The organism is Anaerocolumna sp. MB42-C2 (genome assembly GCF_030913705.1).
Classification (GTDB): Bacteria; Bacillota; Clostridia; order Lachnospirales; family Lachnospiraceae; genus Anaerocolumna.
Map to the genome: position 1 here is coordinate 5888874 of NZ_CP133190.1, position 25025 is coordinate 5913898.

Consider the following 25025-nt stretch of genomic DNA (forward strand, 5'->3'; position numbering starts at 1 on the left):
ATTTCATTAACCAGGTATTTTGATAGAAAAGTGATTGAGCATATTTATCCATAAGGGGAAATAATTATGAATGTACATAGTAAAAGTAATATCTGGAGAAAAAATGTAGTGAATTGTGCATTAAAATACGCTGATCATATATGGAAACCTACTTTTGCAAATGCTTATCATGGTTATGATGAGAAAGGAATTCTTGTAAATACTCCGGATACCGGTTTTAATAGCACAGAATATATGTGTGGATGGTGGAGGATCAACCTGTTTAATAAGGGGATACCGTATAACTGGGGTGGATGTTCTACTATTGAAGAGTTTGATGCAGGTTTAATAACAGGAAAATATGCAGGGAATGTGCCGGATTTCAGAGATAACGGTATCAGTGAGAGTTGTGTCGGTGTTGATTGTTCGGGGCTTGTTACCATATGCTGGGGATTAACGGAACGTTTGCTAACAAAGACTATACCTGTAATAGCATCCCCACTGGAGACATCAGACTTATTATCGCCCGGAGATTTGATAGCATTACCTGGCTGCCATGTTATGATATTTACGGATTATGTCGATAATACAAGAACTAATGCCTGGATTGTAGATGCTAGCAGAAACACGGGAAAGGTTATGTTAAGAAATGTGTTCATACCGGATTTATTAGAGAAAGGATACCGTGGTTATCGAAAAAATCATCTATGATTCAGAAAGTTTCAAATAAAATTTATTCCATTCAGGAAATGGAAAGTAAAAGAATTATAAATCACGGAGGTACAAATGAAGCGAAAATTAATGATACTAATTACTTTATTAATAGTAGCAATATTGGGAGCATGTAAAAATGATGCAGGAAAGGCTGTATACGGTGAAACCACAGACAATGCGGTTATCAAAACAGAGGCGGGAAAGACGGAGAATTCTGCTAAGACAAAAGAAATAAGCACAGAAGCGGATGATTTAAAGAAGAATCAAACGAATGCCTCCGATGAGTCAGTGGGTGATTCAACCGGCAAAACAACAAAGGATTCAATAGAAGTAACAAAGCATTCAACGGAAACGATTGATACAAATAAAAACTACCAAGGAGATAATAGTTTTGATATTAATAATCCGGTACTCTTACCGACTCCATCCTTCAGCTATTATAAAGCAGACAAAGTAACAGATAATAAAAATCAACCGATACAATTGGTTGAGAAATCAAAAAAAGCGAATCAAATAACCGATGATGAAAATTGGTTCATAAATAATAAACTTTCCATGAATACCCTGCAGATACCGATTCCATCACAAAACATAAGTGATAATTTACCGGATGAAATAGATGGAATGTGGGAGGATCTTCCAATGACCTCTGCTTTTCACGATGATCATTATATTTATTGCATCTATGGGTCAGATTATTCAGAAGGTTATATTTTAAATATATACGATGCAACATCAGTAAGACCTGTATATTCCCTGGATTTTTCTAATTACAGATATTCTCCTGATTATATAGAAGAGGATTATGATTATATACAGCAGAAAATTAACTGGGCCTCTATTAAAGATAATATTTTATATATTTCACATAGCCATAATACTTATGCAAAAAGCTCTAAAAATATGAATGGCTACATTACAGCAATCGACTTATCCGATATGAGTATATTGTGGAGAACCGATGCATTAGTAAGCAATTCAAGTAATTTTCAGATTATCGGCAATGTGATTATTTGCGGATATGGTTTTACAGATGAACCGGATTATTTATTTCAGATTGATATTAGTTCCGGTAAAATTTTAGATAAAAAACCTCTAAAGTCTGCAGCATCCTATATTATACAAAAGGATAATGTACTGTTTGTTCGTACGTATAATACCGATTATGAATTTGATATTGTTAAGTAAGTAATTAAGAACAAAAACAAAGCGAAAGGGGACATTCTCCTTTCGCTTTGTTTTCTTGTTTCTAGTTTCAGATGCCCTGTGGGCAGGAGTCAGCTCTGAAATTGTATTAATTGCAAGGCATATAGAGACAATATGTGAGCTTCGCAGTTACTATATTTCTGGAAACACGGATGGTTTATATATTGAGAACTTCATTTTCCCTAAGGCGGGGACGGATTCTTTTATAGTAGTAAACGGTCATACATAATACAGCACTTCCCCAAGTAATGGGATAACCCAGATATAATATGTAAATAGAACGAAAATTCGGTATCATAACGGTCAGCCATATAATACGGAATAAGCATAGATTCAGGATGGAAAGCAGCATGGTATTTAGTGTGTCGCCTGCACCTCTTGCCGTTCCGATTAATATCTGGCAAGTGACTAAAAGAAAATATCCGGGGCCTAAAACCTGGCCCATCATAACACCGTAGTGGATTACTGCCGGATCCGAAGTAAACAGACGGAGCGGTAAACGGCTGAAGAAGCAGAGCAGGCAACCAATGAAAATGGAATAACTATTACCCAGTAATAATAAGGAAGAGAACCCTTTTTTAACACGGTCGTATTTACGGGCACCGATATTTTGCGCGATAAAGGTGGTAGCAGTAAGAGAAAGGCAGTTGACCGGAAGAAGGGCAAAACCATCTAATTTACTATAAATATTGTTACCGGCCATAGCAAGGGAACCAAATGAGTTCAGATAACTTTGTACAATAACATTGGAGAATGAGGTAATTGCTGACTGAAGACCGGTCGGTATACCGAATTTAAGAATTTTTATCAGCATTTCTTTATTATAACGGATTTCCGATAGTTTTAACTGATAAACGTTATTAGTACAGCAAAGTTGTCTTATGACACAAAAAGCTGCAACGAACTGTGCAATAAGCGTAGCCAGGGCAGCACCTAATACTGCGAGATGAAAAACGGTAACAAACAAGATAACCAGGACAACATTAACAGCAGAAGAGATACACAGGTAATAGAGAGGATGTCTGGTATCTCCGACTGCCTGCAGAGTACCTGCGCCCATATTGTATATAATGCTGAAAATCGTCCCCAGAAAATAAATTCTCAGATAAAGGGTTGCATCCGGAATTACTTGTGCAGGTGTATTCATGGAACTTAAAATAGACGGGGACAAAATACAACCTGCGGCTGAAACCAGTACACCTCCGATAATACAGAACCAGAAAGAAGTATGAATGGCCTGATGTAGTTTTGAGTGGTTTAAAGCGCCATAATATTGGGCAATTATAATCCCTGCGCCAGTAGTCAGACCAATAATAAAGCCGATAAACAAATTGATAATCTGTGCGCTGGCACCGATGGCCGCCAGTGCGTTGCTGCCTACATAGTTACCGACAATAAAAGCATCGGTAGTGCTGTATAACTGCTGAAAAAGATTACCAACAATGAGGGGACCTGTGAACAGCAGTATTCTACTGTTTACAGGTCCCTCTGTCAGAGAGATAGATTTTGGGTCCGTCATAGTAATGTCTCCCTCTTATTAAAGTGTATTGTCAGAATTTTCTGCCTGGTTTCGGCTGGTTTCCAGATAATTATAGAATGTGAACTTACTGATTCCAAGCAATTCACAAATCTGTTCCCCTGATTTTGTTACCAGGAAAGCCCCTTTTTCATCTAAATAACGAATAAATTCTATCTTTTCGTTTTTGTTCATATCACAGGCAGGTTTTCCTATCTGTTCCTGACCTTTCTGGATTAAATGAGCCAAAAGGTTATTCACATCTGGTGCAAAGATTTCCTCTTCGTTAGGAAAGTTATCAAATTGATTAAATTGGCGAAGATAACCTTCAAATTGGAGTGTCTCTGTAATATCCAGATTAATGCAGATGGAACCAATCACATTACCCTCATCATTTTTTAAATAGATAGAAGAAGAACGAAGAATCTTACCGTCCTGAGTTGTAGTAACATAATTAAAACGATCGCCGTCTACTACGGTACCGCGTAAAACCTCAAGACCTAGGTTGCTTCCGCAGCCACCGACCGTGCGGTTGGTAATACCTCCATTTCGTATATCTACTATAGAATGGTTATAATCTTTAGTCAGATCGTGTAATACGACTTCACATTTATTGCCGAAGTGCTTCTCTATTAAGGTAAGTACTTGTTGGAACAAAGGTATTGCGTCGTCAATAGATTTCATATAATTCACCTCATAAAAAGAAATAAAATTTGATAATTGTTGCAATATTGCGGTTTACAGCCATTATATCATATAAAAAGTTTTTAAACAATATAAAAACCAGAAAAAAAGTAAGAATCAGTAAATGTGCTGTGTCTTAACATTTATAACAGTATTTATGTTTAACAGAATTAGATAAATATAAAACTCTATTTTATTACAAAATAAAAAATTGTTATAATGACATCAGAAATTTCGAAAAAATTTATCAGAAAAATTTTTTGTCTTATATATCATACTAAATTTTTGACAGAATAATCCAGATAAAGATTAGGACATAATTTGGCTTTAGGGAAGATGTCTTAGATTCTATAGATATCTGTTGATATATATCGGCAATTGGTAAATCATATAAATAACCGGATAGTTGTTAAATATGTTGTGTTTCATACATAAAGTTAGATTCAATTTGACAAGTTGATGTAGTGAAGTGATTTTTTAATTAAAAAAAGTTAGTTATATTGTGAAAAGTTGTAAAAAAACCAAAAAAATAATTTTTAAAACACTTGAAAACAAACAAAAAGTATGATATTCTTAATTCGTCAAAAAAAATCGAAAAAAAGCATAAAAAAAAGTCTGATAAACAAAACAATTGTTTATGGAAGATTTATGCAAAGAGAAGGAGGAACAAAACAATATGATGAAGAGAATGTTATCATGTTTAATGGTAATGGTAATGGTAATTACCATGTTGACGGCCTGTGGAGGGAAAAAGAATTCAGAGGCGGATACTGCAGCAAGTGTTTCTGAGGATACTCAGAAAGAATCTGGTGATGGGGATGCAGCTGTCGGTGAGAAGAAAAAAATAGTTTTCTGGTATTCCCATAAGGGTGATGAAGCCACATGTTTTGAAAATGCTATTAAGGCTTATAATGAAAGTCAGGATAAATATGAAGTAGAAGGGCTAAGTGCCACTGATAACCAGAAGATTATCGTAGCTATTTCCGGTAATGAAGCACCGGATGTAGTTGAAACATCCAATCAGAATATTATAACCTATGCAAACAGTGGTTTAATTGATTCCATTTCTGATATGGCTACAGCTGAAAATTATTCTTTAACAGATCAATTTTCAAATCAATCTTTAGAAGCAAATACGTTAAATGATAAAATTTATGGTATGCCTTATGCAGCCATGATAATTCAGATGTTCTATAATAAGGATATCTTACAGGAAATCGGATATACCGAACCACCAAAAACAATGGAAGAATTATATGATATGGCTGTGAAAGCTACTGAAGTTGACGGAAACGGAACAATCACAAGACTTGGTTATCCGCTGTTTCCATTAGCAAGTGCAAGACAGGAATTAATTTATGCATTCGGCGGCAGATGGTGGTCTGATGACGGAAAAACATTAACTCCTGATAATCCTGGAATTGCTGACAGTTTAAATATGAACCTTAAATACAGAAGCCAGTACGGCATCGAAAAGGTTCAGGAATTCGTTGCAACAGCCAATACAAACCGATATACAGAAAATGATATGTTCTTTGCGGGCAAACAATTATTCCGTTTTGATGGTACATGGTTAGCGGCAATGATTAAGAATTTTAATTCAGATGTTAATTATGGTGTAGCTTTAATTCCCGGTACAAAAGCTCATCCTGAATTACAAGGTACCAGCCGTTACGAAACAAATTCCTTAGCTATCCCTGTAGTTTCAAAAGAAAAAGAAGGTGCTTGGGACTTCATTAAATTCTTCACAACTTCAGAAGCAACCAAGGAACTATTGATTGGAATGGCAAATCTGCCGACCCAGCCTTCTTTATATGATGATCCTGATATTCTTGCACAGCCAAACTTTGATATATTCATCGAAGCTCTGAAAAAAGAAAATGGTATTGAATATCCTAAGATTGCAGATCTATCAAAATACACATCATTAATCGAAGAGCATTTAGATTATCTGTACAATGGTATGGATACACCGGAAAATGTATTAAAGGCATTGTCAGAACAAGCTAAACTTTTACAGTAAGATACATAATATAGTAATTATTCAGGAGCCGGTTTTGCAAGAGAAAAATTCTTATGTGACTTCTGAGCGTAAAGTGGCCTTTATGAAGTACGGTTGAATCATTCTATTTTTTTAATACTGCCTATGAATAGGAATATCGCATATGTAGTTTTCGTAAATATTATATGTGATATTCCCTTATAGGGGTTATCTCAGACTGAGATAAAGCATGGGCTTACTTAAATAAGAAAGGAGTAGTCTAATGTCGAAACTGACTGCCAAAAAAATGAAAAAATCAGAAGTACGTGACAATATAAATGGGTTTCTATTTGCACTTCCATGGATTATTGGATTTATCTGTTTCAGTCTGATTCCATTGTTAACATCGTTATATTACAGTTTTACTGATTTTAATCCGGTAAAAGCTCCGGTATGGGTGGGTTTAGAGAATTTTAAATATTTATTTCGTGATCCACTGATTTTTAAAAGCTTAAAAAATACTTTATTTATGGCATTTGTATCAACGCCGATAAATTTATTTATCGCAATGCTGCTGGCTTCCGTTTTAAATTCTAAATTTAAAGGGAGAGGTGTAGCCAGAACCATTTTCTTTATGCCCTCAATTATCCCAATGGTTGCGGCTACTATGGTCTGGATTTGGATGTTTGATCCTACCTATGGCTATATCAATCGTGTGCTTGACCTGATTGGAATATCCGGACCTTCCTGGCTGTTAAATCCGGCTTATACAAAATGGGCACTTGTTCTTATGGGAACGTGGTGCACCGGTACGACGATGTTAATCTGCCTGGCGGCGCTTCAGAATGTTCCGAGGAGCTATTACGAATCAGCAGAAATTGATGGTGCCAATTCCATAAATAAATTCTTTAAGATTACACTTCCTTGTGTAGCACCAGTTCTGGTATATCAGGCAATTTTGAATATTATCAATTCATTCCAGTATTTTACTCAGGTTTACGTTATTATTAATGCCAGTTCCGGAGGCGGAGCAAGTACTGCAGGGGGAGGACCGGCTAATTCTATCCTTATGTATCCGCTGTATTTGTTCAATAACGCATTCTCTTACATGAAGATGGGTCGTGCGTCAGCAATGGCTTGGTTTTTATTTGTAATTGTCTGTGTTTTAACATTAATCATGACTAAAATAACAAAAAAAGTATCAAATAATGGAATGGGAGGCGAATAGACATGAAAAATACAAGCGCATATTATAAGAAACGTCTGAAACCGATTCCGTTATATCTGATCGTTATTCTCTTAAGTTTAATATTTTTCTCACCATTTCTGATTATGGTGACGACGGCACTGAAAACTAATGCGGATGCATTTGAACTTCCGGTAAAATTATTTCCGCGAAAGTTTATCTGGAGCAACTTCCCAGAAGCGATGGAAAAGATTCCGTATATGCGATATATGATGAATACGATCCTGATTACTTTTCTATCTATTGCCGGACAGCTGATTTCTACACCAATGGTTGCATATTCCCTTGCTAAAATCAAATGGAAAGGTGCTCCCCTTATTTCTACGCTCATTATGGGTACTATGATGATTCCCTATACGGTAACCATGATTCCTCTTTATAAAATATGGTCCGGACTTGGTATGACTAATACCTACATACCGTTAATCGCACCTACCTTTTTCGGAAGTCCTTTCTATATCATCATAGTAAGACAATTCTTTGCAGGCTTACCGAATTCCCTGATGGAAGCGGCTAAGATTGATGGAGCAGGAGAGTTAAGACGTTACGTGTCTATTGCCCTTCCTTTGTCAAAACCTGCACTTACAACGGTGGGAATTTATGCATTTATTGCAGCATGGTCTGATTACCTGGCACCGCTTATCTATATTAATAAAACAGAAAAACTGACATTGTCCTTAGGCTTACAAGGATTTTTGAACCAATATTCCGTAGACTGGACTCATCTGATGGCTGCAGCAACTATATTTGTTGTTCCGGTTGTAATCTTCTTCCTGTTCTTTCAGAGAAATTTTGTGGAGGGAATTGCAACTTCAGGAATTAAAGGTTGACTATGCTGTAAAAGGGGTTTTCACACTTCATTATGTATGGTGGTATGACAGTCAGTTTGTCTCATGCAATGGAGCATGTGTGAAGTAAAAGTATCTTTACAAAGTGAATGAAAAGAGCTATTCACAAAGTGAATAGAAAGATACTATTCACAAAGTGAATAGAAAAGACTATTCACTTGGGAAGAACCTCGAAATGAGCACAGAGTGCTCATTAGAAGTTTCTTCCTTAATTTATGTGAAGAAATAGTAATAATTGAAATCATCTGCGGCAATATATACACAGATAAGTAAATGATGCAAAAGTACGAAATTAAAATGTTTGGAATGGAGGATAAAATGGAGTATCGACTGACGTTAAACGGAACCTGGAATTGGTGTACTGTCAACGAGGAACAGATTTGGAAGGGTCAGGTACCAGGCAGTATACTGACAGATATGGCTGCTAATGAAATGATAGAAGATCCATACTGGAGAACAAATGAATATGAGACAAAGGAACTGTTTCGAAAGGATTATCGGTATTTTAGAAGTTTTGAAGTGCCGGATGATTTCTTTGAAGAAGAGGAGCAGAGTCTGGTATTTGAAGGTCTGGATACCATTGCGGACATTTATTTAAATGGAGAACTGCTAAAAACCGTTAATGATATGCATCGTACCTATCGAATTGATGTGAAAAATAAACTAAACAGGAATAATGAATTGGAAGTGATATTTCATTCACCTATAGAGTTCATAGAAAAGGTACAGGAAGAGAGTGATATATTCTATGCTTCGACCGGTTGTATGAAAGGGAATGGGGCGCTAAGAAAAGCACATTATATGTTTGGCTGGGACTGGGGTCCCAAGATTCCGGACGCGGGAATATTCAGGAGTGTCTATTTATCCGGTTACAGTACGGCAAAACTGAATGATGTCAGAATACGTCAGCATCATGAAAATGGAAAAGTCAGACTGGAATTAGATACACAAGTAAAAAGACTTACAGATAGTACTCTTTGTATACAATATGAAATCATAAGTCCGGACGGGGTTAAAATAAACGGTAAAAAAGAAATTTTAAATGGAAAACAAAACGAAAGTTTTGATATAGAGATTAAAGATCCTGAGATCTGGTGGCCCAATGGTTACGGTCAGCAGCCTTTATATCAGGTGAAAGTCGAACTGGAATCGGTTGGCAGAAAACTTGATACCTGGGAGAAATTCATAGGACTCAGGACAATTACAGTCTGTACGGACAAGGATGAATGGGGAAATCAGTTTGCATTTGTGATTAACGGACAAAAGATATTTGCAATGGGTGCCAACTATATTCCGGAAGATAATATACTTGGACGTTTAAGTAGGGAGCGCAGCGAAAAAGTAATAAAGGACTGTGCCAGGGCTAATTTTAACTGTATCCGAATCTGGGGCGGAGGATATTATCCGGAGGATTATGTATATGATATCTGTGACCGATATGGAATTTTAGTATGGCAGGATCTGATGTTTGCCTGTAATGTATACGATTTAAATGATGAATTCGAAGAAAATATCCTGGCTGAAACCATAGATAATGTAAAACGTCTCCGTCATCATGCCTGCCTGGCACTCTGGTGCGGTAATAATGAGATGGAATGGGGCTGGGCTGATTGGGCCCGCCTTTTGGGGCACCGGCCAAAATATAAAGCGGATTATATTAAGATATTTGAAATGCTGCTGCCCAGAATTACAAAAGAAATAGATGATCAGACTTATTACTGGCTGTCGTCTCCATCCTCCGGTGGTTCTTTTGATAATCCAAATGATTTTAACCGTGGAGATAATCATTATTGGGAGGTATGGCATTCCAATAAACCGTTTACGGAATACCGCGATTTTCATTTCCGGTTCTGCTCTGAATTCGGCTTTCAGTCATTTCCTGGTAAGAAAACCTTAGACAGTTTCAGTCTTCCTGAGGATCAGAATATCTTCAGTGAAGTTATGGAATCCCACCAGAAGAACGGATTGGCCAATACAAAGATTTTCTCATATATTTCAGGATATTATAAATACCCAAAAGATATGGAAAGTATTGCTTATATCTCTCAAATTCTGCAATTAAAAGCAATTCAGTACGGTGTGGAACACTGGCGCAGAAACTGGGGCAGATGTATGGGAGCAATCTACTGGCAGTTAAATGACTGCTGGCCGGTTGCATCCTGGGCGAGTGTGGATTATTACGGACGATGGAAAGCGCTGCATTACGGAGCAAAACGTTTCTATTCCAGGTTTATGGCGACTGCCTGTGAGAAAGAGGAATTAAGTACGGAGATTGATTATTATATACACAATGAATCCTTTGAAAACCGTAAAGCCGTTTTGCAGATCAGACTGTTTGACAGGGATTTAAACACAATTTTTGAGACGAAGAAGAATATTTCGGCAAGTTCCTTTGAGGTTAAAAATGAACTGCAGATTGATTTCTCCGATTATCTGAATAGTGGATTGTCAAAAAAGCAGGTGGGAGCAGAATATACTCTCCTTGAGAATGGCATTGTAATAAGCAGGGGAACCAATCTGTTTGTAAAACCGAAATATTTCGAATTTAAAGTACCAAAATACCAAATTTCTGTAACAGAAGAGAAAGAAAACTATTCCATTCTTATAACATCGGATGTATATGCCAGCTATGTGGAACTGTATCTTGAAGAGGAAGATGTGGTGTTTGAGGATAATTACTTTGATATTACCTCAAAAGATGGTGTTCTTATTACTGTAAATAAGCAGGAATTTAAAAATCCGGTTACGGCAGATGAATTACTTGCCAAACTTCATATAAGAAGTGTGGCGGAAAGTTTTTGATGGAATAATTCGCCAAAAGTGATATAATTATGTGCGGTAGAAAAGGCATCTTCTTTATATCGGAAGATCAGTAAGTAATTTCCCATATAACAGGAATAAGCAGTTATTCCTGTGAATGGATGCACGGTACAAGACAGCACCTGATAACAGAAGTTATATTACGACAGGAAAGAGGAAAGGAGGAATAATTATGAAGAGAGAATTACTTGAGAAGCTGGAAACACCCTGTATTGTAATTGATATGGCAAAAACAGAGGAAAATGTAGCAAAGATGCAGGCGGCAGCAGATGCTTATCATTGCAGTTTAAGACCTCATATTAAAACGCATAAGATGCCGGTATTTGCAAGAATGCAGTTATCACACGGTGCCGCCGGTATTACCTGCGCAAAAGTTTCCGAGGCGGAAGTGATGGCAGACGGAGGAGCCAAAGATATCTTTATTGCTTATCCCATGGTAGGTGATTTCCGAATCAAAAGAGCAATAGAACTTGCAAAACATGTAAAAAGACTTATTTTGGCAGTGGACAGTATGGAATGTGCAGAGGTACTGAATGAAGCGGCGAAGGCAGAGAACCTGATTCTTGAGGTGCGCCTGGAAGTGGACACCGGTGCAAAACGTACCGGAGTTTTGAGAACCCAGGCAGCAGAACTGGCAAAGCAGATCTATGGCCTTTCCAATCTGAAACTAACGGGAATCTACACCTTTAAAAGTCTGGTCTATCACGATGAAGCTACCGTGGATAAACATTTGGCAGGTTTGGAAGAAGGGGATCTGATGGAACAGATTGCAGAGGATATTAGGAAAGCAGGTGTTCCAATAGAAGACGTCAGTGCCGGATCTACTCCTACGGGACTTGAGGTAGCTAAGACCGGTAAAGTAACTGAAATACGTCCCGGAACTTACATTTTTAACGACCATATGCTTTGTATGGAGGGGGCAGCTAATAGAGAAGATATTGCTGTCAGAATCTATGCAACCGTAGTAAGTGTACCCTGCAGGGAATATGCCGTTATTGACGGGGGAACTAAAACATTTCCAATGGATATCCCTTTAGATACGGCGCCGTATTATTATCCCGGATATGCTCTGGTGGTGGGAAATGAGGATCTCAGACTCCGCCGGATGAATGAAGAACATGGTATCATTACAAGTATAAAAGGTGATACCGGTCTTAAGGTCGGGGATAAGATTGAATTGATACCAATTCATGTATGTACCGCTATTAATATGCAGAATCAGGTCTACCTCTATGACGGTGAAAAACTGATTCAGGAGAAAGTAGCGGCGAGAGGAATGCTGGTATGAGAACACTGATTAAAAACGGATTGATTTATGATGGAAGCGGCGGCAGCCCTTATCAGAAAAACATACTGATAGAGGGGAATAAGATAGCTGCTGTTACAGAAGATAAGGATCTTGATGCAGAGAATATAATTGATGCATCAGGTCTAACGGTTACTCCGGGATTTATTGATACCCACAGGCATTGTGATATTGACGCTTTATATAATCCTGAATTCGGTACCATAGAAATATCCCAGGGTCTTACAACGGTTATTGGCGGAAATTGCGGCCTTGCTCCAGTTCCCGCACCCATGGCATATCGCAAAGATATCTTTGATTATATTGAACCATGCCTTGGCATCGCACCGGAACAGATGAGCATGGAATATTTTTCTGAATACATAAAAGCTCTGGAGGAAAAAGAGCTTCCGATTCAGGTTGGAAGTTATATTGGTACCGGAACCTTAAAAGCAGCAATAAAAGGGTATGGTAAAACTCCATTTACAAGAGCAGAGATGGAGAAAGCTAAGGCGTATATAAAGGAAGGAATGGAAGCAGGAGCTGTCGGACTTTCCATGGGTATTATGTATCAGCCGGAGTGCTATTCTACCCGAAAAGAAATGACGGAACTGATTTCAGCCGCAGCTCCCTATGGTCGTCCTCTGGCTTGCCATATCAGAGGAGAAGGAAATAATCTGGTGTCCTCCGTAAAGGAAATTATAGAAATAACCAGGGAAGCAGAGGTACCTTTAAATATAAGCCATTTTAAAGTTACTGGTGTGAAAAACTGGGGAGTCACTATTGATAAAGCTATTGGGCTAATTGAAGAGGCACGGAACAAAGGACAGGATATTACCGTGGATTTTTACCCGTACTGCGGAGGTTCAACCACTCTTTTAAGTCTTCTTCCGCCATCCGTGATGGAAGACAGCCTTGTTGAGACACTAAAAAAACTGTCATCAAAAAGTGGTAAAGAAACACTAATAAAGGAACTTTATAAAGAGCATACCGGATGGGATAACATGGTTACGGCAATCGGATGGGAGCGGATTCTCATTAGTTCCGTTACAAAAGAGAGCAACAGAAAGTTTTCCGGATTGAAATTTAATGAGGCGGCTGTTATAGCCGGATATGAAGAACCCGGTGAATTTATGTGTGATCTCTTAATAGAAGAACAAGGAAAAGTGGGAATCATTCTCCTTTCCATGTCGCAGGAAGATGTGGACACAGTATCAAAACTTCCGTATTCCATGGTAATTTCGGATTCACTGTATGGAGTGAGTGATTGCCCCCATCCCAGATTGTATGGATCCTTTCCCAAGATAATAAGAGAATATGTAAGGGAACGTCGTGTGCTTACCATGGAAGAAGCTATTAAGAAGATGACATATTTTCCTGCCAACAGGCTTTCTCTAAAAGGAAGAGGAAGGATTAAGGAAGGATGTTATGCGGATATCAATGTATTTGATGCTATGAATATAAATGATTATGCCGTATATGAAGATCCCAAAAAACTTTGTTCCGGATTTAAAACGATTCTGGTAAACGGAAAAATAGCCGTATCGGATGATACAATAATAAGCCGGATTAATGGCTCTGTTATAAAGATAGGATATTAAAATTGTTAATAAAATTGAAAGAAGAGGTTTAAATTATGAATGATATATATGCTAAGTTAAAAGAGTTAGGATTGAAATTACCGGAAGCACCTGCGAAAGGTGGAGTTTACTCTCCGTCTAAAAAATTCGGAGAAAATCTGGTTTACATATCCGGATGCGGTCCGGTAATCGACAAACCTGTTGTTGGAAAAGTCGGTAAAGAGTTTGACAAAGATGAGGCGAAAGAATTTGCTAAAAACTGTATGTTGAATGTTCTGGCGGTATTAGAGGCTCAGATTGGTGATCTGAACAAGGTAAAGCAAGCCGTTAAAATTCTTGTTTTTATTGCTAGTGCGGATGAATTTTATGACCAGCCTTACGTAGCAAACGGAGGATCCCAGCTCCTGGTAGATATATTTGGAGACGAAGCCGGAGCACCAAGCAGATCAGCAATCGGTGTTAATGTACTTCCCGGAAACATTCCGGTAGAAATAGAAGCGATCTTTGAAGTTGAAGAAGCCTAAACAGTACCAAATATAAATAGAACAAAAGCCTCGTAACCGGGGCTTTTGAAGAATAGATTAAGCAATTATTTGCAGCAGTCGTTAAAGTGACCGAGCTGCGTTTGGCTGAAAGAAAATTATTTGAGAGAAAGGGCGCCATGTACAGATTCTTTCAACCTTTTTATAAATGGCAGTGGGGTTACTGCAAAGATCATATTTGATCTTTACTTAGGTTAGAATATGATAAATAGTTGCAATAACCCTGGCGAAGGGTGTTAGTATGAAACCGGTATATTTAGATGAAACGAAAACGGATGCAGAAAGAGTTTCAGATTTAGTTGAACAGATGACCCTTGAGGAAAAATGCTCCCAGTTAAGATATGATGCGCCGGCAATACCAAGACTTGGGATTCCAAACTATAACTGGTGGAATGAGGCTCTTCACGGAGTTGCCAGAGCCGGTGCTGCAACAGTATTTCCACAGTCGATTGGACTGGCAGCTATGTTTGATGAGGAATTTCTGCAGAAAATCGGAGATATAGTGGCAACGGAAGGCCGTGCAAAATATCATGAGGCAGCAGCGAACGGTGACAGAGGGCTTTATAAGGGAATCACATTCTGGTCTCCCAATATTAATATTTTCCGTGATCCCAGATGGGGCAGAGGGCATGAAACCTACGGTGAAGACCCCTGTCTTACCGGGCGGATGGGAACTGCTTATATAAAAGGAATTCAGGGAAATGGGAAACGCTTGAAAGCAGCTGCTTGTGTAAAACATTTTGCTGCCCATTCAGGACCTGAGAAAGGCCGTCATTCCTTTAACAGTATTGTAAGCAAAAAGGATCTTAATGAAACGTATTATCCTGCCTTTGAAAAATGTGTAAAAGATGCCAAAGTAGAAGGTATTATGGGTGGTTATAACCGTTTGAACGGAGAGGCAGCCTGCGGAAGTTATTCCATGATTACCGAACTGCTTCGTGAAAAATGGGGATTTGATGGGTATTATGTATCGGATTGCGGAGCAATTAAGGATTTTCATATGTTTCATGGTCTGACTGCAACGGCTGCGGAATCGGGAGCACTGGCTTTAAAAAGCGGCTGTGATTTAAACTGTGGAGCAGTATATCTTCATTTGATGAATGCTTATGTCCAGGGACTTATATCCGAAGAGGATATCAATAAAGCGGTATATCATGTGATGATGACCAGGATGCGTCTTGGTATGTTTGACGAACATAACGAATACGAGAATATCCCATACGAAATAAATGACTGCAAAGAACATCATGATCAGGCACTTATAGCCGCCGAGAAATCCATGATATTATTAAAAAATAATGGTATGCTTCCTTTAAAAAAGGAAGAAATAAAAACTGTGGCGGTGATTGGGCCAAATGCGGACAGCGACGAAATTCTGAAAGGAAATTATAACGGAACTGCAACGGAGAAGTATACCCTGTTAGAAGGAATCAGGAATGCAATTGGTGACAGTGCCCGTATTTATTATTCCGAAGGGGCACACCTGTATCGAGAAAACGTAGAAAGTCTTGCAGAAGCCGATGACAGGATTAAGGAAGCTGTAACCATAGCTAAAAGAAGTGATGTGGTAATCCTTTGCCTCGGCCTTAACGGAACGTTGGAGGGAGAAGAGGGAGATGCCAACAACAGCTATGCAGGTGCGGACAAGGCAGATCTTAATTTACCCGAGTCCCAGATGAGGTTATTAAAAGCAGTCTGTGAAACCGGCAAACAGGTTGTTCTGCTTCTTGCTACCGGAAGTGCCATGGCGATTAATCATGCAGCCGAACATTGTGATGCCATTCTACAGGTGTGGTATCCCGGACAAATGGGCGGTATAGCGGCAGCTAATCTCTTGTTTGGGAAAACATCACCTTCCGGTAAGCTTCCGGTTACGTTCTACCGGACTACGGAAGAACTTCCGGATTTTACAGATTACAGTATGAAAAACCGTACATACCGGTATATGGAACAGGAAGCGTTATATCCGTTTGGTTACGGACTAAGTTATGGTGATTTTACATACGATGGGCTGGGTGTGGATCAGGTTGTGCCCGGAACAGACGGGTATGTAAGGATATCTGTATCAGTTCGGAATAATTCTGCTGTAGAATGTGAAGAAGTTACGCAGGTTTACATAAAGATAACGAATTCGTTATTTGCTGTTCCCAATTATACATTAACCGATTTTAAACGTGTTCATTTGCAATCAGGTGAAAAGAAACAGATTGAATTTTTATTGCCTGCATCCGTTTTCATGGTAATAAATGATGAGGGTGAGAGAATATTGGATGGTGATAAAGCGTTTATTTATGTTGGAGGAAGCCAGCCGGATGCAAGAAGTATAAAGCTTACAGGGAAGACACCTTTAAATTCAGTGATTGAAATCGGAGGTTTAAAGTGATTAAGAAATATCAGGAGATTCTTGCGATTGAAGCAGAGAACCTTAAGGAAAAAATAAGATCAGATGAGAAACTGGCATTTATGTTTAAACAATGTTATTTAAACACCATTGATACGACTGTGAAAGAGCTGGAAGACGAAAGTTTATTTGTTATCACCGGTGATATTGAAGCAATGTGGCTCCGGGACTCGGCAGCTCAGGTTCATCATTATCTTCCGGCAGCTGTACAACATGATGAAATCTATGAGCTTATAAGAAAGGTAATAGAAAAACAGATATTTTATATTAATAAGGATTCCTATGCCAATGCCTTTAATCTATGTGCCAATGGAAGACATTATGCCAATGACCGCTCCGGACAAACCGATTGGACCTGGGAGAGAAAGTATGAAGTGGATTCTCTCTGTTTCCCTATAGATCTTGCATATGAACTATGGAAGACTACCGGCAGAACAGAACATTTGGATGATGAGTTTAAAAGAGCCTGTGAAACAATCGTAAAACAATGGAAGATGGAGCAGCATCATGAAGAAAACTCAGAGTATCGTTTTGAAAGGGATACGGTGAAAGAAACCGAAACCCTGAAACGAAACGGACTTGGAAGCCCTGTGGCATATACGGGTATGACCTGGTCAGGATTCCGGTCAAGTGATGATGCCTGTACATATGGATATCTGATACCTTCTAATATGTATGCCACAGTCGTACTGGAGGGAATATCTGAGATTGCAGAATTAGTGTATCAGGATTCTGCGCTGGCAGAACAGGCAATGGGCCTTGGAAGAGAAATCCGCGAGGGTATAAAACGGTTTGGTGTGGTGGACCATCCAATCTATGGGCAAGTATATGCCTATGAGGCTGATGGATTGGGTAATTTCCTGCTTATGGATGATGCAGGTATTCCGGGACTTTTATCTGCACCGTATTTCCGGTTTTGCGAAACCACCGATACCATATATCAAAACACGAGAAAGATGGTTCTTAGTAAAGAAAATCCATATTATTTTGAAGGAAAGAGATTAAAGGGGATCGGAAGCCCCCATACGAAAACGAATCATGTCTGGCCGATGGCTTTGATCGTTCAGGGATTGACCTCGTCAGCGGAAGAAGAAATACGGGAAATGGTTCGTATGATTGCTGATAATGATGCAGGTACCGGTTATGTCCATGAAAGTATTCACAAAGATGATGAAACTGTATATACCCGTCCCTGGTTTGCATGGGTAAATTCCCTCTTTAGTGAATTGCTGATCAAAAAGATTCATCTATCTGATTAATACTGTATTTAAAATTTCATTAAGCCTGTAAATAGTTACTAATATCTGAAAAAACCAAGGTATTTGCCTTGGTTTTTTCCTAGTGTGCCAAGCATGGCACTAATCTAACTGGTGCAAGTCCAGTCGCGGGTATTTACCGCCAAGTGTAGCGAACCACAAGTTGGTATCAGTAATGGTATGGATGAAGGAAGTGGTGTAGCAAAGTTCTTGAGCCTACGTACAGAAACTTGATAAGGCGATTAGGTGGGTAAGGTTGCTAGACAAACCAAAGCCCAAATGGTAAACGTAAACCGAAGTTGTAAATCAAGAGGTTGTGGAACGAAAGATTAGTGTCTTACCTTGGGAGACCCTACCCACATATCATAGATGTGGTCGAAAAAGGTTTAGGGAGGGAGTCAGATGAAGTTATAGTAGGTGTAATAACCGAAGGACTGAAACGATTTATAGTACAAATCGTTATTAAGAGAATAATACGCAAGCCAGAAATCGGATGGATAAAGAAAGTAGGAACGTAACCAATGACAATTATCTATATCCAGAGGGGTGATGTGTATAAATTTAGTAATAAGCAGAGGAGTAACAACAGTGGAATTAATAGATATGATTACATCGAAAGAAAACCTAAACAGAGCCTATAAAAAGGTGGTGGCGAATAAAGGTGCAAGTGGAGTAGATGGAATGACTGTAGATGAACTTGGTGCATACATCAGAGAAAATAAAGACACAATCGTACAGTCAATTCGAAACAGAACCTATATGCCCAAGCCAGTGCGTAGAGCATACATTCCAAAGGATAATGGGAAGAAAAGACCACTGGGAATACCAACGGTTTTGGACAGAGTGATACAACAAGCCATTGCACAATCGATATCTGATATTTATGAAGAAATATTTAGTGAATTCAGTTATGGGTTCAGACCTGGAAGAAGTTGCCATAACGCTATAAAGCAAGCATTGGATTATCTTAATGAGGGATATGAATGGGTCATTGATGTTGATATAGAACAATTCTTTGATACGGTGAATCATGACAAATTAATTCAGATTCTTAGAGAACAAGTAAATGACAGTACAACATTAAATCTGATTCGCAAATATTTAAGAGCAGGAGTAATGGAAAAAGGACTGGAAAAAGCAACAATCACCGGTGTTCCACAAGGCGGACCGTTGTCGGTTGTGTTGTCGAACGTCTACCTTGATAAGCTAGATAAAGAGCTGGAACAAAGAGGTCTGCGTTTCACGAGATATGCCGACGATGCATTGATATTCACGAGAAGTGAATTGGCGGCAAACAGAGTGATGAAGTCCATAACAGAGTGGATTGAAAGAAAGCTGTTCCTAAAGGTGAATGCAACAAAGACTAAGGTAGTCAGACCGACAAGGAGTAAATATCTAGGATTTACATTTCTGAAACATGGTGGCGAATGGAAAGTGAAACCAACCACAGAGAAGAAAAAGAAACTGAAACAGAAAATGAGTGAATACCTCAAAAGAAACAAAGCGATTTCACGACCGCTTGCGGAAACAACAAAGAGAGTGAATGAAATAGTAAGAGGATGGATTAACTATTTCAGAATCGGAATGATGAAACAGTTCATGGAAGAGTTTGGAACATGGCTTAGGCATAAAATAAGAGTAATTGTTATAAAACAATGGAAAATGCCTAAGACGATATACAGAAATTTATGTTATCTAAATCGAAAAAATAAGAATGGATTCGACCATGAGGCAATCTATAAAGTTGCAAATTCAAGACTGGGTTGGTACAGAAGAAGTGGAATGAACGTAGTGAATTTTATTATCAGCCCAGATTTGCTTGAAAACAAAATAAAGGACAATGCAGGTTTGCTCAATCCTTTAAATTATTATCTAAGAAAAGTTGGAATATAAGTTGTAGAGCCGTATACGTGACCCGTATGTACGGTTCAACGGGAGGGAAATAATGTTAACCATTATTTCTCTACCCTATTAAAAAATAACATATCTTTGTAAGTATCCATACTTTTAAGCCACAGTTCTTTAGAACAGCGCTTTCGCGATTCTTCCTTGATTTGAATTTTATTGTGATTCATACTAACATCCATGATTTATATCCTTATAACACCAAAACCAATCCATGCAATTAAGGCCACTTTTTTCAGGAGCATTAATACGTTCCAATAATTGGTTATAAGTACGGGGAGGAGGAACCATTACAGCTTTGTCGGGCTGCCAATTTGCCGGTGTCACGACATTATACTGATCTGTTGTCTGAAGTGCGGTTAACAGACGAAGAATTTCAGGAATGTTTCTTCCGTTTGTTAAAGGATAAATGAAAATAGCACGTATTACCTGTTCCGGATCAATGAAAAATACATTTCTAACCGTTTCTTGCTTACTGGTATCGGGAGCAATCATACCATAGAGTTTTGCGACCTCAGCCATACGATCTGCGATTATGGGAAAAGGAATTTGAATACCTGTTAACAAATAGATTTGATTCACCCATGCCAGATGAGAGGGATTGCTGTCTATGCTGAGTCCGATCAGATTAGTATTTAGAGCTTTAAATTGATCGTTTGCTTGGACAAATGCTATAAATTCAGTAGTGCATACAGGAGTAAAGTCTCCTGGGTGAGAAAACAGAACTACCCAGTGTCCTTTGTAATCAGACAGTTTTATTGGTCCGAATGTCGTCAGGGCATTAAAATCAGGGGCCTTCATACCAATACTAACGTTCATAAATATACTCCAAGAAAATTTTTAGAATATCATATGACAAAAAACTAAAATATGTTAAAATATTACATAAGCTTAAGGAAATAAAGAAGTGTTTTAAATCATATTATGATAGTGTTAATTTGAGTACTTGGATTAATAGTCAGATGGGAGAGGTGAAGACTTTGATTTACAGAAAAGCAATACCAGATGATATAAATGACCTGGTGGAGATGAGAATGGCCTATTTATTGGAAGATCAGGAATATATTAAGGAAACTGACCGGATTAGGATGGAAAAATCATTACCGGCTTATTATGAGAGACATTTAAACCAGGATTTTTTTGCTTATGTTGCTGTCAATAATAAAATAGTTGGGACAGTGTTTTTAGTGGTTGAAGAACGTCCGGCAAATCCACATTTTATTACTGGGAAGATAGGAGTTTTAATGAATGTTTATACCAGAAATGAATATAGAAGGCAGGGTATAGCGAGGAAGCTTGTATCTATGGTTATTGACGAAAGTAAAGTAATGAATCTTTCGAAGATAGAACTTATGGCAACCGAGGATGGGTATGAATTATATAAAACTTTAGGTTTTAAAATAAAAGAGTCCGAATACGTTCCTATGGTTTATAAGTTTCAAAGATAGCTAATGTAATAGCATCGTTTATTTTATATTAACCGTAATTAAAATTACATAGATTCAGACTGTAAGCTAAGTGTCTTATATTAAAATCATTAGGTAATTGTATGGCATATTCAATAAACTATTTAGTTTCGCAATTGCCTATTAAAAAGATATAATGGAGGAGTTAATATGAAAAGTAAATCTTTATTTTTTATAAGTTTTATTATTATGATTATAGTATTAATATTAATGGGAATTAATTTTTATGTATTTCCTTTTTCTGATATGGCAGTAAGGGGGATAGGGATTATCATATTAATTGATTTATTTACCTTAATTTTTAGTATGGTAAGATTTATTAATAGCAGGAATTAGCGGATTACATTCTCTTCTGAAAAATTTTAGAGGTTGTAATAAGAATATTGATAATGATACTATTGTTATATAGTTTGTGAAAATTAAATCTTTAGTATTTTCAGAGGATTGTATATGGTGAACGAGATCGTTGCTGAGTTAAAAAATCGTGGTGCTGATTTTATCAAGGTAGTTGATATATCAAAGCTTTCCATTAAGGAAAACAGAGGGTATTATTCTGCTATTTTGATAGGGTTAATTTTGAGCCCCAGTTATATTTATCGTCAATCAAAAGAAAATATAATAGATCACTCTGAGTTTGAAGAGAAAGAGCACCAGGCTGACGAACTGGCAGACTGGTTGACTGATTATCTGATTGTGAAAGGATACAAAGCTTTCTCCCAGTCGGAAAGGAATCTAATTCATGGGTTTTTTAATGAATCTACGAAAACAACTCCCCTTCCGCATAAAAAAATTGCTATGTTATCTGGACTAGGCTGGATTGGAAAAAGTAATCTGTTGGTTACAAAAGAATATGGCAGTGCTTTCTGTATGTGTACTGTTTTAACCAATGTCCCCTTGCCAGCCGAAAATACGCCATACATAGAATCGCAATGCCAGAACTGTACGAAATGCATCGATATATGTCCTGTAAATGCAATACGTGGATTAACATGGGAACCAGGTTTGAATCGTGATTGTATCGTAGATGTATATAAATGTATAGGATGTTTAAAATGTTTAATAAACTGCCCATGGACGGTAAAATATATGGAAAAAGAAAAGAATAATATTTTATAAAAGCCCTGAATACCGTCGGATATTCAGGGCTTCTTATAGCTATATTAATATGGGGCACGCGGATCATTGTATATTTCTGCGGTTGAAATTTTCTTTGTGTCTTTACTGATTGAAAAATCAACAGATCCGTAACGGTTACGGTATTCATAGAATTCAAAAGAACTGGAGGTACTCTTATCAGTAGGATCACCATATGCAGCGGATATGTCTTCTAAATTGGAATTTTCAGTTATTCCCTGCGGTAATTCGATAGATACCTTAGTTTCAAATTCGGAAAATTTCAGGCGTGTCACAAAACAATTAGATACAGGCTGCTCGCTATCGGCATAATTTCTTACAGATGTGCTCATAACCTGATTATCTTTACAAAGTTCCACACCGGTCAAGGAATCTTTTGCGGCTACCATTTCATTTCCATCCGATACCATTACCCACCCATTATTAATAAAAGAGGATATAGGAGCCGGTATATGATAATAGGAATCACCATATTTTATATCAAAACTGTCCCAGGTCTTTCCTGTGCTGGTTGGAGCAGTATAGTTCTTAACGACATCCGGAAGTGGTGAATTGCCTTTAGAAGAAGTTGAAGTTTCTTTTGCAATCAGGTTTTCCATTTCTATGGAATCAATAGCATTCGTTTTGGTATTGATCTGGATTTTTACACTGGAATAGGTGTCGAGATTATAATCCATATATTTTATGGGATCCGTTTCTCTTTCGTCCGATGGTTTTCCATAGGCTGCAATTACATCGTCGTAAGTGGAACCGACAGCGATATTCTTTGGTAATATCAGTTTAACACCTTTTTCAGCCTGATAATTATCAATGGAAACTTTACCGACATTACATTTATCCATAGCCAGCACATCCGTACCGGTATTTACAAGATTGGCCATAATGCGACTATCTCCATTTATTAAAGCATTAGACAAGGTATATTGGCCCGGTTCCAGGGTCTGTCCGTCAATATCCTCAAAGGACCAGCTATCATTGGTAAATTGGGAATAAGTACAGGGCAGGGTATATACCGTTCCATTTAATGAAAACTGGAAACTGTATAGATCGTCAGATAAATCACCGGTTACTGTCGTATCAGTCGTTGAGTCGGCCGTTGTTTCAGCCGTTGAGTCAGTCGGTTCTTCAGTTGGTGTGACAGTCGGTTCTGCGGTGGGTGTCAGTTCATCTGTTGATGCAGTTGTTTCTGTTGGTGTCGGTGTCGTCTCTGCTATGGTGCTTTTCTTACTTTCACCACAAGCACTTAAGGCGATAGTGGATAGAACCACGGTCAGCAGTAGCATACATTTTTTAAAATACATAAATAGTTGTCCTCCCATCGGTTAATTATGCCATTATTTGGCATACCAATCTAATGATAACACTTAATATGACCAATATAAAGTCATATATTAGTAATTTTACCATTATTTTGTCTGTTTATGAGAAAATGAGTATACTAAAGAATGTTCGGTTTAATTCAAATTTTATAACGAAGCAGGTATTAAATTTGTCAAAATAGATGAATTTATTTGCATTCTATACTAATTCCAGATATAATTACAAAATATGATGTATGGGGCTCAATCATTTGCAAAGAAAGGAAGTATCATATGGAAAGAAAAATAATGTTCTTTGACATTGATGGAACAATATTGACTGAGGATACGCAAACGATTCCGGATAGTACGGTCAAAGCAATCAGAAAAGCGCGTGAGAATGGGCACCTTGCCTTTATCAACACCGGAAGAACCTATTTTAATGTTGAAAATAAAATACGGGATATCGGATTTGATGGTTTTGTGTGTGGGTGCGGTACCTATATTAATGTTGATAATAAAATATTGGAAGCGGCTACAATAGAAGAAGCAACCTGCAGAAAAATAATTGATTTGTTACGTAAATATAATATAGATGCAGTATTAGAGGGACTGGATGATGTTTATTTTGATACAAAGGAAATTGAATCAACAGAAATGAAAAAGTTAAAAGAGCATTTTAACAAGAGAGGTTACGGTATAAAGAAAAACTGGGAATCAGAGGGTCTTTTATATGATAAGATTTTTGCTCAATTTACTGAAAATTCAGGCAGTGAAGAATTTATTAGGATTATGGAGAAAGATTTTGACTGTATAGACAGGGGTGACTGTCTGTTAGAAATAGTACCAAAGGGTTATTCAAAAGCCAGCGGTATTAAACGTGTTCTGGAGTATTACCTTTTACCGCTTGATAGTGCTTATGTTTTTGGAGATAGTTCCAATGACCTTCCTATGTTTCAATTCGCCACCAATAGTATTGCAATGGGTAAAAGCGACGAATGTATTTATAATGCAGCAAGTTTTATAACAAAGGATATTCATGATGACGGAATTGCTTATGCAATGCAGCATTTTAATATAATATAATGTAATATATATGAAATGTTAATTATTTAAATTATATTTGAGGAGGAGATAAATATAACAGGACTTAATTTATGTGAT

General features: G+C 37.7%; 20 protein-coding genes. 16 read left to right on the plus strand and 4 right to left on the minus strand.

Features of this window, described 5'->3' with window-relative positions; translation table 11 throughout:
- Positions 1-66: 66 nt before the first annotated feature.
- Together RBU59_RS26030 and RBU59_RS26035 are read left to right on the plus strand one after the other, a co-directional pair.
- Positions 67-690: a hypothetical protein gene (locus tag RBU59_RS26030; protein WP_308145387.1), complete on the plus strand. Its 624-nt coding sequence runs from the start codon at positions 67-69 to the stop codon at positions 688-690.
- Between the two features lie 75 nt (positions 691-765).
- Positions 766-1881 carry a hypothetical protein gene (locus tag RBU59_RS26035; RefSeq protein ID WP_308145388.1) on the plus strand — a complete coding sequence of 372 codons (1116 nt, stop codon included), beginning with the start codon at positions 766-768 and terminating at the stop codon, positions 1879-1881.
- A 175-nt stretch (positions 1882-2056) separates the two neighbouring features.
- Here RBU59_RS26035 and RBU59_RS26040 read toward each other — a convergent pair whose 3' ends face one another.
- Entirely contained in the window at positions 2057-3418 is a 1362-nt protein-coding gene (locus tag RBU59_RS26040; protein WP_308145389.1) for an MATE family efflux transporter, read from the minus strand.
- 18 nt (positions 3419-3436) lie between these two features.
- Entirely contained in the window at positions 3437-4099 is a 663-nt protein-coding gene (locus RBU59_RS26045; protein WP_308145390.1) for a helix-turn-helix transcriptional regulator, read from the minus strand.
- A 676-nt stretch (positions 4100-4775) separates the two neighbouring features.
- Here RBU59_RS26045 and RBU59_RS26050 point away from each other — a divergent pair.
- The 10 genes from RBU59_RS26050 (at position 4776) to ltrA (ending at position 19951) form a co-directional block, all read left to right on the plus strand.
- On the plus strand, positions 4776-6122 hold the full coding sequence (locus RBU59_RS26050; RefSeq protein ID WP_308145391.1) for an ABC transporter substrate-binding protein: 1347 nt from the start codon (positions 4776-4778) through the stop codon (positions 6120-6122).
- Positions 6123-6363: 241 nt separating this feature from the next.
- Positions 6364-7308, plus strand: a complete 945-nt coding sequence (locus RBU59_RS26055) for a carbohydrate ABC transporter permease (protein ID WP_308145392.1) — start codon at positions 6364-6366, stop codon at positions 7306-7308.
- A gap of 2 nt (positions 7309-7310) precedes the next feature.
- Positions 7311-8156: a carbohydrate ABC transporter permease gene (locus tag RBU59_RS26060; protein ID WP_308145393.1), complete on the plus strand. Its 846-nt coding sequence runs from the start codon at positions 7311-7313 to the stop codon at positions 8154-8156.
- Between the two features lie 336 nt (positions 8157-8492).
- Positions 8493-10976 carry a beta-mannosidase gene (locus tag RBU59_RS26065; RefSeq protein ID WP_308145394.1) on the plus strand — a complete coding sequence of 828 codons (2484 nt, stop codon included), beginning with the start codon at positions 8493-8495 and terminating at the stop codon, positions 10974-10976.
- Between the two features lie 190 nt (positions 10977-11166).
- Positions 11167-12282 (plus strand): alanine racemase, encoded by a 1116-nt coding sequence (locus RBU59_RS26070; protein WP_308145395.1) that lies wholly within the window; start codon positions 11167-11169, stop codon positions 12280-12282.
- Entirely contained in the window at positions 12279-13880 is a 1602-nt protein-coding gene (locus RBU59_RS26075) for an N-acyl-D-amino-acid deacylase family protein (RefSeq protein ID WP_308145396.1), read from the plus strand. Before RBU59_RS26070 ends, RBU59_RS26075 begins: the two co-directional genes overlap by 4 nt.
- Before the next feature lie 35 nt (positions 13881-13915).
- Positions 13916-14383, plus strand: a complete 468-nt coding sequence (locus RBU59_RS26080) for a RidA family protein (RefSeq protein ID WP_308145397.1) — start codon at positions 13916-13918, stop codon at positions 14381-14383.
- 259 nt (positions 14384-14642) lie between these two features.
- Complete coding sequence (locus tag RBU59_RS26085) at positions 14643-16784, plus strand: glycoside hydrolase family 3 C-terminal domain-containing protein (RefSeq protein ID WP_308145398.1); 2142 nt, start codon at positions 14643-14645, stop codon at positions 16782-16784.
- The gene (locus RBU59_RS26090) at positions 16781-18061 is read left to right on the plus strand and encodes a glycoside hydrolase family 125 protein (protein ID WP_308145399.1); all 1281 of its coding nucleotides are present in this window, start codon (positions 16781-16783) and stop codon (positions 18059-18061) included. The genes RBU59_RS26085 and RBU59_RS26090 overlap by 4 nt, the downstream gene beginning before the upstream one ends.
- A 585-nt stretch (positions 18062-18646) precedes the next feature.
- Positions 18647-19951, plus strand: coding sequence for a group II intron reverse transcriptase/maturase (ltrA, locus tag RBU59_RS26095; protein WP_308144086.1), 1305 nt, complete (start codon positions 18647-18649; stop codon positions 19949-19951).
- Between the two features lie 183 nt (positions 19952-20134).
- On the opposite strand, the gene RBU59_RS26100 is transcribed toward ltrA, so the two are convergent.
- Positions 20135-20782: a peroxiredoxin gene (locus RBU59_RS26100; RefSeq protein ID WP_308145400.1), complete on the minus strand. Its 648-nt coding sequence runs from the start codon at positions 20780-20782 to the stop codon at positions 20135-20137.
- 161 nt (positions 20783-20943) lie between these two features.
- On the opposite strand from RBU59_RS26100, the gene RBU59_RS26105 reads away from it, so the two are divergent.
- From RBU59_RS26105 to RBU59_RS26115, 3 genes are all read left to right on the plus strand, one after another.
- Positions 20944-21411: a GNAT family N-acetyltransferase gene (locus tag RBU59_RS26105; protein WP_308145401.1), complete on the plus strand. Its 468-nt coding sequence runs from the start codon at positions 20944-20946 to the stop codon at positions 21409-21411.
- A gap of 168 nt (positions 21412-21579) precedes the next feature.
- On the plus strand, positions 21580-21765 hold the full coding sequence (locus tag RBU59_RS26110; protein WP_308145402.1) for a hypothetical protein: 186 nt from the start codon (positions 21580-21582) through the stop codon (positions 21763-21765).
- A 114-nt stretch (positions 21766-21879) separates the two neighbouring features.
- Positions 21880-22545: a 4Fe-4S binding protein gene (locus RBU59_RS26115; RefSeq protein ID WP_308145403.1), complete on the plus strand. Its 666-nt coding sequence runs from the start codon at positions 21880-21882 to the stop codon at positions 22543-22545.
- Positions 22546-22589: 44 nt separating this feature from the next.
- Here the strand turns inward: RBU59_RS26115 and RBU59_RS26120 are convergent, their stop codons facing one another.
- The gene (locus RBU59_RS26120) at positions 22590-23864 is read right to left on the minus strand and encodes a hypothetical protein (RefSeq protein WP_308145404.1); all 1275 of its coding nucleotides are present in this window, start codon (positions 23862-23864) and stop codon (positions 22590-22592) included.
- Between the two features lie 291 nt (positions 23865-24155).
- On the opposite strand from RBU59_RS26120, the gene RBU59_RS26125 reads away from it, so the two are divergent.
- Positions 24156-24947: an HAD family hydrolase gene (locus tag RBU59_RS26125; RefSeq protein ID WP_308145405.1), complete on the plus strand. Its 792-nt coding sequence runs from the start codon at positions 24156-24158 to the stop codon at positions 24945-24947.
- The last annotated feature ends 78 nt before the right edge of the window (positions 24948-25025 follow it).